The sequence below is a fragment of the Micrococcaceae bacterium Sec5.7 genome (genome assembly GCA_039636785.1).
Lineage (GTDB): Bacteria > Actinomycetota > Actinomycetes > Actinomycetales > Micrococcaceae > Arthrobacter.
Genome location: CP144169.1, coordinates 3,915,816 through 3,928,200, shown reverse-complemented (window position 1 = coordinate 3,928,200; position 12,385 = coordinate 3,915,816). Strand labels below are relative to the sequence as shown.

Sequence of the window (12,385 nt, the reverse complement as noted above, 5' to 3'; positions counted from 1 at the left end):
AAACGCTTGACCGCGCGCCGTGAAGCCGTGACGATTAGTGCACGTTCCACTATGTAATAGATCACAATTCGTCGTTCCCCGAAAGTGAGCCCCATGGACGCCCCCTTGCATGGACTGACCGGTCCCCGCCGGAAAACCTCTTCCAGACCAGCCGGACACTTCGCCAGGAAAGCCGCTGCGCTTGGTCTTGCGTCACTCCTGCTGGCGGGTACCCTTCCCGCCCTGACGTTTCCCGGCGTCGCGGACGCAGCTCCGGGTGACCCCGCCGCCGCCAAGGCGGTCACGCCCGAAGTTCCCGTTGAGAGCGGTGGCGTTCCCCTCGGTGCACCGGCTTCAGCCAGTCCAACAACGTTGTTGACCTGACCACCGAGGCCGGCGCCATCCGCGTGACGTACTTGGATGACAGCAACTTCCGCCTCAAAGCCGATCCCACGGGCAAATTCACGGACCCTGCGAATACGGATCAGGGCGACCCGGCCAGGACCGCCAACACTGTGGTTGGCAAGGACAAATTCGCCGGCGCAGCGCCCGTTGTGACCGAGGGAGATTGGTTGGTTCTCAAGACAGCCAAGGTCAGCCTCGAGATCAACAAGGCCACCACGCAGTTCAGGCTGCTCCGGGCCGACGGTTCGCTGGTCTTTGCGGAATCGGCCCCTATCACCTTCGGCTCCAGGTCCGCCACCCAGCACCTCCAGCACCAGGACGGCGAGCAGTTCATCGGCGGTGGCATGCAGAACGGCCGCTCGGTCCACACCGGCGCGCTGATCAACATCGCCCGGAATTTCGACTGGGATGACGACGGCTACCCCAACGCCGTGCCGTACTACATGTCCTCGAACGGCTACGGCGTGCTGCGCGATACGTTTGCCCGCGGTTCCTACGACTTCGGTGGACAATCCACTACCACCCACGAGGAAAAACGCTTTGACGCCTATTACTTTGTGGGCGATTACAAGCAGTCCCTGAACGCCTACACCACGCTCACCGGCCGGCCGCTGATGCCGCCCGTCTACGCCCTGGAATACGGCGACGCCGACTGCTACAACCGCTCCAACCCGGGCTACTCGTCCTCCGGTTACGGGGATCCGGACGGCGCCAAGCAGAAGACACCAGACGCCATCAAGACTGCGCAGAAGTTCGTGGACAACGACATGCCTGCAGGCTGGATGCTGGTCAACGACGGCTACGGCTGCGAATACCAGCAGCTGCCGGAGACCGTCAGCAACATCGGGGAGCAGACCGACCTCAAGGTGGGACTGTGGACCCAGCGCTCACTGACGAATCAGGAATACGAAGTGGGCGAAGCCGGCGTGCGCATGCGCAAGCTCGACGTCGCCTGGGTGGGCCAGGGCTACCGCCAGGCACTCACCGGTTGCCAGGCAGCGCACGATGGAATCGAGCAATACTCCGATGCCCGCGGCACCGCGCTAATGGTTGAGGGCTGGGTCGGTGCCCAGCGTTGCGGCATGCAGTGGACCGGTGACCACGCCGGCAACCTGGATGCCATCCGCTGGCAGGTATCGGCATTGACCGGCGCCGGCAACTCGGGCTTCGCGTTCACCACCGGTGACGTGGACGGAATCTTTGGCGGTTCGGCCGAGTCCTACGTCCGCGACCTCCAGTGGAAGGCGTTTGCCCCGGCCTTGTATTCGATGTCCGGCTGGGCTCCCACTGACAAGCGCCCGTGGCTCTACGGAGCTGAGGCAACTACCATCAACCGCCAGTACCTGCAGCTGCGCCAGCAACTGATGCCCTTCATTTACTCGCTGGCCCAGGAATCGTCAGCCACCGGCGTTTCGATGATGCGGTCCATGACCATCGAATTCCCGGATCAGGACTGGTCCTACGGTGCCGAGGCCAACAACCAGTTCATGCTGGGCTCGGACTTCCTGGTGGCTCCCGTGTTTACACAGACCGACGTCCGTAACGGCATTTTCCCTCCTGCCGGACAGCAGTGGGTGGATTACTGGACCGGCAAGGTCTATCAGGGCGGCCAGATCCTGGACGGCTACAACGCACCGCTGGACAAGCTGCCCATCTTTGTCCGCGCTGGCGCAGTTGTGCCGCAGGGCAGCGTGGCACGCAACGCCTCGCTGGTTCCCGAGGACTCCCCGATTCGACGCCGCCACCACCGGCTGGTACTTCGACGCCGACAACAACGGCACCGTCTATGTCAAGACGGCACCGATCGCTTCGGACAAATCGGCAGCCGTCTTGCGGCAACGGTTGCCGGCGGAGCGTCGGTGACAGCCACGTTTGCGGTGATTCCAGGTGCCAGCGCGAAGGCGGGCCAGCAAACAGTGCGGATCTCGGCGTCGTACGAGTCTGCTGTCGGACGCGCGCAGACGCTTGCAGGAGCCAACCAGATCTACGTGGCGTACGGCTCGCTGGCCGCGGCATACAACACGGTCTCGGTGACCACCGTTGCAAACAAGGTAGTGGGAAACTTCGACGGCGGCGGGGCCACCTTCTCCGCGGAACAGCTGGCCACCGCCACGCTTCCGGCCGGCGGCGTCACCCCGGGCAGCACCGTGACCGTCAACGCGGGAACGCCCAAGCAGGTGGACTTCACCTGGCCTGCGGCGGGACCGGATGTGCCCAACTCGGTGGTGCTCCCGGCGCAGACGATCTCCGTGACCGGAACCGGAACGCATCTGGCGGTCCTGGGGTCCGCGGCCGTGGGCAACGGCATCAGCCCCACGCTGACGCTCACCTACAAAGACGGTTCCACGGAGCAACAGTCCATTTTCTTCCCGAACTGGCTGCAGCCCAAAGTACTGAACGGCGCCACACTGGCGGTGTCCGAGCAGGGGCGCAACAACGCCAACGGCCCCTCGCCTGAATACACCCAGTACAAGTACCAGGCCTTTGCCAACACCGTGCGGTTGAACCCCACCAAGGAACTGTCCTCCGTCACGCTCCCCACCGAAACCCGGGTGAAGTTCTTCGACTGGAAGGTGACCACGCAGCCGCTGCCCGAGGTGCCGCATGGTTCCGTCTACGCGTCCGAAACCCCCTGGGCGCAGGCCGTGAACGGCTACGGCGTGATCGGGCTCAACGTTGCCAACAAGGATACGGCGGGTTCACGGGACAAGCCGCTGGCCGTGAACTACACCGACCCGGCCACGGGGCAGCAGCCCAGCTTCGCCAAGGGCCTGGGCGTCCACGCCGCCTCCAAGATCACCTACTACCTGGGCGGCAAATGCAGCAGCTTCACCTCGCAGGTGGGCCTGGAGAGCGGCTTCGGCGGCACCATCATCTTCAAGGTGAACGCCGACGGTGTGAACAAGTACCAGTCCCGCACCTACACGCCGGGCTTCGCCCCGGAATCCGTGAACGTGGACCTCACCGGAGTGGCTTACGTTGAGCTCGTGGTGGACCCATCGGGTGGAATCAGCGGCGCCCACGGCGTTTGGGGAGAGGCAAAGTTCACCTGCGCTTCATAATCGCAACTGACGTACGACGGCGGCCGGTTGCCTTCGGCCGATGCTATGGTGGGGCTCTGCCGCCGTCGGACGCTATCCGTCCTTTGGCGAGGGCCGCCCGCCACGGCGGATGGGCGGATCCGTCAGGGTGTCCCCCCATTCACCCATGCCGGCCGCGCCGCCAACGAACCCCCAAATTGTCGCGGCTGAATCCTTGCTTCCTCACGAACGAAAGGACACCAGACTCATGCCTGAACTCAACAGGAGGCGCTTCCTCCAAATCGCCGGCGGGACCGCAGGCTCCTTTGCCCTGTCGACCAGCATCGACCGCGCCGCTGCCATCCCCGCGACGCGCAGCTCCGGGACCATCAAGGACGTCGAGCACATCGTCGTTCTGATGCAGGAGAACCGTTCCTTCGACCACTACTTCGGCTCGCTGAAGGGCGTACGGGGATTCGGCGACCCTCGCCCGGTGACGCTGCCCGGCGGGAAGTCAGTCTGGCACCAGTCGGACGGCACCAAGGACGTGTTGCCCTACCACCCGGACGCCGATGACCTCGGCATGCAGTTCATCGCAGGCCTCGACCACGATTGGGCTGGCGGTCACAAGGCCTGGAACCAGGGCAAGTACGACCAGTGGATACCCGCCAAGTCCGCGGGGACGATGGCTCATCTGACACGCCAGGACATTCCGTTCCACTATGCGCTCGCTGACAAGTTCACCGTGTGCGACGCCTATCACTGCTCATTCCTCGGTGCCACCGACCCCAACCGCTACTACATGTGGACAGGCCACACCGGCAACGACGGTAAGGGTGGCGGGCCCGTCCTCGGTAACGACGAAGCCGGGTATGACTGGACGACGTACCCGGAGCGTTTGGAGCAGGCCGGCGTCTCCTGGAAGATCTACCAGGACATCGGCGACGGCCTGGACGCGGCCGGCCAGTGGGGTTGGATCGACGACGCGTACCGCGGCAACTACGGCGACAACGCATTGCTCTACTTCAACAAATACCGCAACGCCGAGCCCGGCAATCCGCTCTTCGACAAGGCACGCACTGGCACGAACGCGAAGAACGGCGACGGCTACTTCGATATCCTCAAGACCGATGTGAAGGCCGGGAAGCTCCCCCAGATCTCCTGGATCGCCGCGCCGGAGGCCTTCTCCGAGCACCCGAACTGGCCGGCGAATTACGGCGCCTGGTACATCTCCCAGGTGCTTGACGCGCTCACGTCCAACCCCGAGGTCTGGAGCAAGACCGCCCTCTTCATTGCCTACGATGAAAACGACGGCTACTTCGACCACATCGTCCCGCCATACCCGCCGTCCTCCGCCGCCCAGGGCGCCTCCACCGTGGACGTCGCGCTCGACCAATTCCCCGGAGACAGCAGCCACACAGCCGGACCCTGCGGCCTCGGCCAGCGCGTCCCCATGCTCGTAGTTTCGCCCTGGAGCACCGGCGGCTTCGTCTGCTCGGAGGTATTCGACCACACCTCGATCATCCGGTTCATGGAGCAACGCTTCGGCGTGGCCGAGCCGAACATCTCGCCCTGGCGGCGTGCCATCTGCGGCGACCTCACCTCGGCCTTCGACTTCGGCCTCCGGAGCACCAGCCCGGTCGCGCTTCCGGACACCGACGGGTACGAACCGCCGGACAGCGAGCGGCACCCCGACTACGTGCCGGTACCGCCCGCCAATCCTGTCCTGCCCAAGCAGGAGGCGGGTTCGAGGCCCTCGCGCCCGCTGCCATATGCGCCGCTGGTGGACGGGGCCGCGACGCCGTCCACCGGGCGCTTCACGCTCACCTTCAGCGGAGGCGAAGCAGCAGGGGCGTGTTTCTCCGTCACGTCCGCGAACCGCACGGACGGACCCTGGACCTACACCGCCGAAGCCGGCAAACAGCTCTCCGACACCTGGAACACCGCCTATTCAAAGGACGCGTACGACCTGTCGGTGTTCGGCCCGAACGGCTTCCTGCGCACCTTCAAAGGTCCCGGAACCGCCGCAGGCCCCGAGGTGACTGCCCGCCACAACGCCAAGAGCGGCCGCGTCGAGCTGACCATGACGAATGCGGGAGGCGGCGACTGCCGGCTCACGATCACCAATGCATACGGCGGGAAGAGCGAGACGTACAAGGTGCGCATGGGCGGACGCGTGGCGTACGTGGTGGACCTTCGCAGCAGCAAGCGCTGGTACGACCTGTCCGTGGTATCCGACAAAGACGACACGTTCCTGCGCCGCTTCGCCGGACACGTCGAGAACGGTACACCAGGGGTGAGCGACCCGGCGATCATCACCGCCTGACTGGCCCGATCTACGGTTGACCGCGGGGACGGTGGCCGGATGTGAAGCGACTCCGGCGGCGGCGGCCGGTAAACGGCTGGAATGTGGTCGACGTCGAGGTCCCCCGGGGTGCTGGGCCTGACCCGGCTGGCTGGCTCCCAACTGTTGTTGTGACGAGGGCGCAAGGCGACCCCAGGGGCGAGCCAGCCGGGCAGGCGGGTCACCCGTCGAAGCACATCCGCCCCGGGCATGATCCTGTGACAGGAAGTTGTCGTGGGAAACGGGCATAATGGCGCCGTGGGGAACTCTCAGAAACTTTCGCTTGCACTAGTTGGACTCATTCTCGGCGCCTCGTTGGCGGCCTGCGACGACGGCCGCGGCGGTGCCGAAGCCGCTGCCAAGCAGCTCGCTTCCGCCGTTGCCGCGCTCGACGTCGGCTCTGTCGCCTTTGACGGCAGGGACGCCGCGGTCGCGAACCAACAGCTGAAAGAGGTGTTCAAAGCCCTCGAACCGGCCAAACCTTTGGTGGAGACGGGCGAGCTGAAACTCGAGGCGGACACCGCCAAGGTTCCGTTGAACTACACCTGGAAGATCGGTTCGGTCGAATGGAAATACACCGTTTCCGCTGAGCTGAAGAAGTCCGGTGACAAGTGGCTGACAGCCTGGGAGCCCGCCCTGCTGGTGCCCGATCTGGCGGAAGGTGAGATCCTCAGCAAGGCCGCCGAATCACCTCAACGCGCCGATATCCTGGGCGCGGGCGGGGCCCAGCTGGTCACGTACCGTCCGGTGGTGAATGTGGGTATCGACAAGCCCGCACTGGGTTCTGCCGATGCCGCTGCCTCCGCCACCAAACTTGCCAAGCTGGTGGGGGTGGACCCGGCAGCCTATGCACAGCAGGTGGAAGCATCCGGCGCCGAAGCGTTTGTCACCGCCATCACTTTGCGCGATGACGGCAACCGCACTGTCACAAAGGAGCAGATCGCGGCGATTCCGGGGGCCCGCGGGATCGCGGACACGCTGCCACTGGCACCGACCCGCACCTTCGCGCGGGCGCTGCTCGGCTCCGTGGGTGACGCAAGTGCGGAACAGATCGAGAAATCCGACGGCGCCCTGACCGCCGGCGATGTCACCGGAACCGGCGGCCTGCAGCAGCAGTACGACGCGCAGCTGCGCGGAGCCGATCGCGTAGTGATCCGCGCGCAGAGGTCGGACCTCACCCGGGAGGAAATCCAGGCTGCAGCCCAGGACCCCCGCCGGACCCTCTTCGAGATCCCGGCCAAGCCCGGAACACCACTGAAGACAACGCTTGACCCGAAGCTCCAGGAACTGGCCGAGAGCACCCTGGCCAAAGTAGGCCCTGCCTCCGCGATCGTGGCCATCAGGCCCTCCTCCGGCGCCGTGCTGGCCGCGGCCTCGGGCCCGGGAAGCAACGGCTACAACACCGCCATGCTGGGCCAGTACGCGCCCGGTTCAACCTTCAAGATGGTTGATTCGCTGGCCATGCTCCGCAACGGCATGACCCCTGACTCCAAGGTTGAGTGCACGCCCACGCTCACGGTGGACGGGCGCACGTTCAAGAACGCCGAAGGCTACCCGGACGGTTCGCTGGGATCCGTCACCCTGCGCGATGCCTTTGCGCACTCCTGCAATACGGCGTTCATAGCGGCACGGGAGGGCGTCAGCCAGGCCCAGCTCGAGGCCGCGGCCACTGCCTTGGGCGTTGCGGTTGAGGCTCCCGGGCTGGGTGCAGATGCTTTCCTGGGATCCGTGCCGGGCGAGGCCGAAGGCACTGAGCACGCTGCGTCCATGATCGGCCAGGGCAAGGTGCTGCTGTCTCCGCTGGCAGCCGCCGTAATGGCCGGTTCCGTGGCGAAGGGTTCGCCCGTCTCGCCGCAGCTCGTGCTGAACGCCGAGGCCGGCGCAGCCGCCGGCTCGGGCACTGAAGCGGGCGAGACGCCAGGTGCGGCACCGACCGACGGTGCATCGCCGTCGTCGTCCGCTTCTGCGTTGCCCCCGGCCGCCGCATCAGACAAGCCGCTGACCAAGGAGGAAGCTGCCGCGCTGGCCGACATGATGCGGGCAGTGGTGACCTCAGGGCACGCAGGCTTCCTGGCCGACGTCCCCGGCGCACCGGTGGGTGCGAAGACGGGTACAGCCGAATTCGGCAAGGAGGACCCGCCGAAGACCCACGCGTGGATCGTTGCCGTGCACGGGGATCTGGCCGTCGCGGTGTTCGTGGAGGAAGGCGGACTGGGTGCCACTACGTCCGGGCCGCTGCTGAAGGAATTCCTCACCGCCGCCGGCTGAGCCCGGCGCTCCCCTTTTCAGGCGGAGGCCGTGGCCTGCAGGTAGCTCTCGAACGGTTCCAGAAAGGGTTGTGACGCTGGATCAGCAACGGCAGCAGCCCCCACGGCGCAGGCAAGTCTCAGGGCGTGGGTGTGATCGAGGCCCGAGACCAGTGCAAGCGTGAGAGCGGCCGAAAATGCGTCCCCGGCGCCGACGCTATTGACGGCCGTGGTCGCTGCCGCCGGAGCTTCCGCTATCCGCTCGCCATGGCTGAGCAGTGTCGCGCCCTTTGCCCCGTAAGTCACTGCGACAAGTGGGGCCTTTGACAGCTCCGGGATGAGTTCATACTCCGTCTCGTTGACGATGATGAGCTGGGCGCGGTCGATGATTTCCTGTGGAAGGCTTCGGGCAGGGGCCGCGTTGAGGGCGAAATAGCCGGTTGTCTTGCGCGCCAGCTCGAGTGCCACATCCATGGACGTCTCGAGTTGCGTCAGGACTGCGTCATCCGGGCCGAAGCTCAGGCCATCCAGGGTCACCGACCGGTTGGCGCCCTCGCAGACTGCGATCTGGTTTTCACCGTCGCGGTCAACGACGATGAGGGCCGTGCCGGTGGGCTCGTCGGCGACCGTGACGTGGTCGACACCCACACCGGCATCCTCCAGCGCCTGCATTATCTGGCGGCCCTCGGCATCGTTGCCCACGGCCCCGACCAGCCGCACGCGTGCCCCGAGCCGCGCGGCTGCGGCTGCCTGGTTGGCGCCTTTGCCTCCCGGTTCGCGGTGCAGGGAGCCACCGCCCACCGTCTCGCCGGGCGCGGGAAGCCGCTCCGTGGTAGCGGTGATATCAAGGTTGATGCTGCCCACAACCCACAGGGCCGGATTTGTGATGATGTTCATGTCTTCTTTCGTGAGGTCGCCGCCGGGCGGCTAGTTGGACGATGTCTGGACGATGGACAGCTGCCCCGCCAGTGCCGAGGCAACGCACTTGGCCAGATAGACCGGGGTTCCGTTGTATTGCGCTGTTTGTGTCAGCACCAGGACCGGATCCTGGGCCCGCAGGTTCAGAAGCTTGGCGCGGGCGCCCGCCACGCCCACCGTGATGTCGCAGACCCCTCCGCTGAAGACCGGGCCGCAGAGGGCGATCAGCCCCGCCAGCATCGTCTCGTTGGACCTGGCCGCCGCCTGCAGGTTCCCGGCCAGTTCAGCGCTGATATCGCTCAAGTACCTGCCTGCCGGGAGATGTTCCTGGACGACGGCGACCGGTTCGCCGTCGCGGTGCAACACGCACTCACGGAACCAAGTGTTGGCTTCCGCGTCGAGGGACAGACCCTTGGAAACGAAGTCGGTGGTCGCCTGGATGCTGACATCGCCCGGAACCACCTTCACGGGCCGGTCCTGATGAGCCAGTGCGGACTCGAACGGGCGGAATTCTTCCAGTCCGACGCGTGGAAGGGCTTCCGCGACGAACCTCCCGATGCCGCGCCGCGTCACGATAAGGCCGTCTTCCTCAAGAAGCATGAGTGCCTCGCGGACCACGGTGCGGCTGAGGCCCAGCGCCGTGCCCAGTTCGGTTTCTCGCGGCAGGAGGGACCCGAGCGGGAAGACCTTCGAACGGATGCCCTCAGCCAGCCGCGAATACACGGCAACGCGCAGCGGCTGGCCCAGCGGCGGCGTCAGGGTCGGCGACAGAAACGCATGCACTTCGGTGTTCACGCAACACTCCTTTGACCCGGGTGGCTGATCCCTCAATTGAACCATGGACTTCCGGATGAGACTCATGTCATACTCCAGAGGTATAACATCATACTGCACTGCATTCTTATGCCAGCCGCCCCGCCATGGCCTCCAACGAAGGAGCTTTCATGATTTCCCAAGGTCCAAGCACCACAGTCGCTGCCCCACCGCCTCGCGCCCAGGAGGCCCCACGGCGGGGTCGCGCCGGCGGCCTGGTCGCCACACTGATTCTCAGCGTCGTCGCGTTTCAGCTGAACGCCAGCATGCTGTCGCCCGCACTGCCGGACATCGCCGAAAGTCTCGGAGAGAACCTGGACCAGATTGCACAGGTATCCGCGCTCTTCTTCCTGGCCGGCGCCGTTTCAAGCGTCATCCTGGGCCGTTGGAGCGATGTGATCGGCCGCCGCAACACTCTCCTCATCGTGCTGGGCCTGCTGACCGTGGGAACGCTGCTGTGCATCTGGGCGCCGAACCTGACGGTGCTGCTGATAGGACGGGTTCTCCAGGGGGCGTCCAGCGCCACCTTCCCGCTGGCGTACACGATCCTGAGCAAATCCCTCAGCGCGAAGGCCTTCGGCACGGCATTGGGCCTCATTACGGCAGTCAACGGCGGCGTCGGCGGTGCGGACGGCTACATTGGCGGACTTCTTGCCGATACCCTTGGCTTCCGGTCGATTTTCGTAGGCATCCTGGCCGTCACCCTGATCGCACTGCCCTGCGTGTTCCTGGTCGTCCCCAAGGATGCAGTGGATGACGCGGCCGGGGGCATGGACTGGTGGGGGGCCGCCGCCCTTTCCATGGCTCTGATCTGCATCACGTTCTTTGTCTCGCAGGGGCCAACGTCCGGCTGGCTGGCGCCGATCACCCTGGTGTACCTGGCGGGCACCGTCGTCTCGCTCCTGCTCTTCGGGCTGATCCAGAAGAAGAGCCGCAATCCCCTGATCGCCATCCACCACCTGCGCTCCCGGCAGATGTGGCCCCTCCTCGCCACGACCATCCTGACACTCACGGGAATCTTCGCGGTCATGAACTTCACCGTTGTGCTGCTCGGCCAGGATTCCTCGGCCGGCTACGGCCTGGGCGCGGCAACCTCCGCGCTGCTGTTGCTCACGCCGCCTGCCCTGATTGGCGTCTTTGCCGCGCCGATCTCTGGCTGGTTTGCCGGCAGGCGCGGCTGGTTGAAACTCCTCCGGGCAGGACTGCTGATCAGCGTCCTGGCACTTGTTCTCATCGCTTCGGTCCCGCTGGACCGCTGGGTGGTGGCGGCCGCCCTCGCCGTCCTCGGCGTCAGCTACTACGGCATGGTGCTGACGGCACTCGGCGGCATCAGCGTTGTGCTCTCGCCCGAAGATGCCCCCGCCGCCCTGCCTGCAGTGAACGGCGCGTGCTTTGGTATCGGCGCGGGACTGGGCATAGGCATCGTGGCGCCTTTCGCCGCCCTGGGAACCGTGGACGGTTATTCCACGGCACTCTGGATCTCGGTAGGAATCACCGCGCTGGCGCTCGTCGCAAGCTTCATCATTTCTCCGCGGCCCGGCCAGAAGCTGTGAACCCGCCGCAACCTCCATTTCCGAATAGAACCAAAGGAAAACCATGAACAATTCCGTCAACCCAAGGCCCGTGTACTTCGACTGCGACACCGGCGTCGACGATTCCCTGGCCCTCGCCTACCTCCTCGCCTCACCGGAGATCACGCTCGTGGGCATCGGCACGGTAAGCGGCAACGTCAGTGCCGGCCGCGCCACGGCCAACACCCTCGATCTCCTGGCCCTTGCCGGAATCGGTTCCGTGCCCGTAGCCACGGGAGCACACCACCCCCTGGCTGGAACGTTCAACGGCGGCGTGCCGGAAATCCACGGCGCCAACGGCGTCGGCAACATTGATTTGCCGACTTCGGCGGCCAAGCCGCTGCAGGAGGACGCGGCCCACTTGCTGGTGCAGCTCGCCAGAGAGCACGCGGGGCAGCTTTCCATCGTCGCCGTCGGCTCTTTGACCAACCTGGCCGAGGCGCTGAAACTGGACCCCGGACTTCCGGCGCTGATCAAGGACGTCACACTGATGGGCGGTGCGGCATTGGTCCCCGGCAATGTCACCGCCGTCGCCGAGGCCAACATCCACAACGACCCCGAGGCGGCCAACGCAGTCCTGGCCGCCCCCTGGGACGTGACACTTGTTCCGTTGGACGTGACAATGGAGAACACCCTCGAGGAAACAGACCGGGCGGCCTTGCTGGCCTCGCCGCGGCCCCTTGCACGCGCGCTCGGACAGATCGTGAATCACTATTTCGATTTCTACATCGGCGTTTACGGGCGGCGAAGCTGTGCGCTTCACGATCCCCTGGCGGCCGCGATCGCCGTGGGAGGCATCCGGACCAAGCTCGCGCCGGCCGTCAATGTTGCTGTTGACGACACCCACGGTCCCGGCCGGGGGCAGACGATTTGCGACCTTCGCGGCCAGCGGCTTGGACCCGTGGACCAGGCCGGGGCCCGCACACGGGTGGTGTTGGAGACTGATGCGCCGCTCGCCCCGCACTTGGTGGAGAGGTTGCTGGCCTACTAGCAGGCGCAACGGGATCTCGGCACTTTCCGGCCCGCCAAGTGCCGAGATCCCACGCCCCGACGGCGGCAGCGGCCCTGGCGGCACCTGAACATTGAACT

8 protein-coding genes are annotated in these 12,385 nt (G+C 65.6%); 6 read left to right on the top strand and 2 right to left on the bottom strand.

Annotated elements, in window-relative coordinates:
* Positions 1-93 precede the first annotated feature (93 nt).
* From V3C33_18775 to V3C33_18760, 4 genes are all read left to right on the top strand, one after another.
* Positions 94-363 (top strand): hypothetical protein, encoded by a 270-nt coding sequence (locus tag V3C33_18775; protein XAS67444.1) that lies wholly within the window; start codon positions 94-96, stop codon positions 361-363.
* A gap of 23 nt (positions 364-386) precedes the next feature.
* The gene (locus V3C33_18770) at positions 387-3,446 is read left to right on the top strand and encodes an NPCBM/NEW2 domain-containing protein (GenBank protein ID XAS67443.1); all 3,060 of its coding nucleotides are present in this window, start codon (positions 387-389) and stop codon (positions 3,444-3,446) included.
* 226 nt (positions 3,447-3,672) lie between these two features.
* On the top strand, positions 3,673-5,730 hold the full coding sequence (locus tag V3C33_18765; protein XAS67442.1) for a phospholipase C, phosphocholine-specific: 2,058 nt from the start codon (positions 3,673-3,675) through the stop codon (positions 5,728-5,730).
* A gap of 276 nt (positions 5,731-6,006) precedes the next feature.
* Positions 6,007-8,016, top strand: coding sequence for a penicillin-binding transpeptidase domain-containing protein (locus tag V3C33_18760; protein ID XAS67441.1), 2,010 nt, complete (start codon positions 6,007-6,009; stop codon positions 8,014-8,016).
* 17 nt (positions 8,017-8,033) lie between these two features.
* Here V3C33_18760 and V3C33_18755 read toward each other — a convergent pair whose 3' ends face one another.
* Positions 8,034-8,891: a ribokinase gene (locus V3C33_18755; GenBank protein XAS67440.1), complete on the bottom strand. Its 858-nt coding sequence runs from the start codon at positions 8,889-8,891 to the stop codon at positions 8,034-8,036.
* Between the two features lie 30 nt (positions 8,892-8,921).
* A complete protein-coding gene (locus V3C33_18750) occupies positions 8,922-9,707 on the bottom strand; it encodes a GntR family transcriptional regulator (GenBank protein ID XAS67439.1) in 786 nt (261 codons plus the stop codon).
* 149 nt (positions 9,708-9,856) lie between these two features.
* Here V3C33_18750 and V3C33_18745 point away from each other — a divergent pair, with 149 nt between their 5' ends.
* A complete protein-coding gene (locus V3C33_18745; protein XAS67438.1) occupies positions 9,857-11,278 on the top strand; it encodes an MFS transporter in 1,422 nt (473 codons plus the stop codon).
* A 43-nt stretch (positions 11,279-11,321) separates the two neighbouring features.
* Entirely contained in the window at positions 11,322-12,287 is a 966-nt protein-coding gene (locus V3C33_18740) for a nucleoside hydrolase (protein XAS67437.1), read from the top strand.
* Positions 12,288-12,385 lie beyond the last annotated feature (98 nt).

Coding starts and splice junctions, on each gene's coding strand:
- V3C33_18775 (XAS67444.1), top strand. CDS start 94: ATGGACGCCCCCTTGCATGGACTGACCGGTCCCCGCCGGAAAACCTCT.
- V3C33_18765 (XAS67442.1), top strand. CDS start 3,673: ATGCCTGAACTCAACAGGAGGCGCTTCCTCCAAATCGCCGGCGGGACC.
- V3C33_18755 (XAS67440.1), bottom strand. CDS start 8,891: ATGAACATCATCACAAATCCGGCCCTGTGGGTTGTGGGCAGCATCAAC.
- V3C33_18745 (XAS67438.1), top strand. CDS start 9,857: ATGATTTCCCAAGGTCCAAGCACCACAGTCGCTGCCCCACCGCCTCGC.
- V3C33_18740 (XAS67437.1), top strand. CDS start 11,322: ATGAACAATTCCGTCAACCCAAGGCCCGTGTACTTCGACTGCGACACC.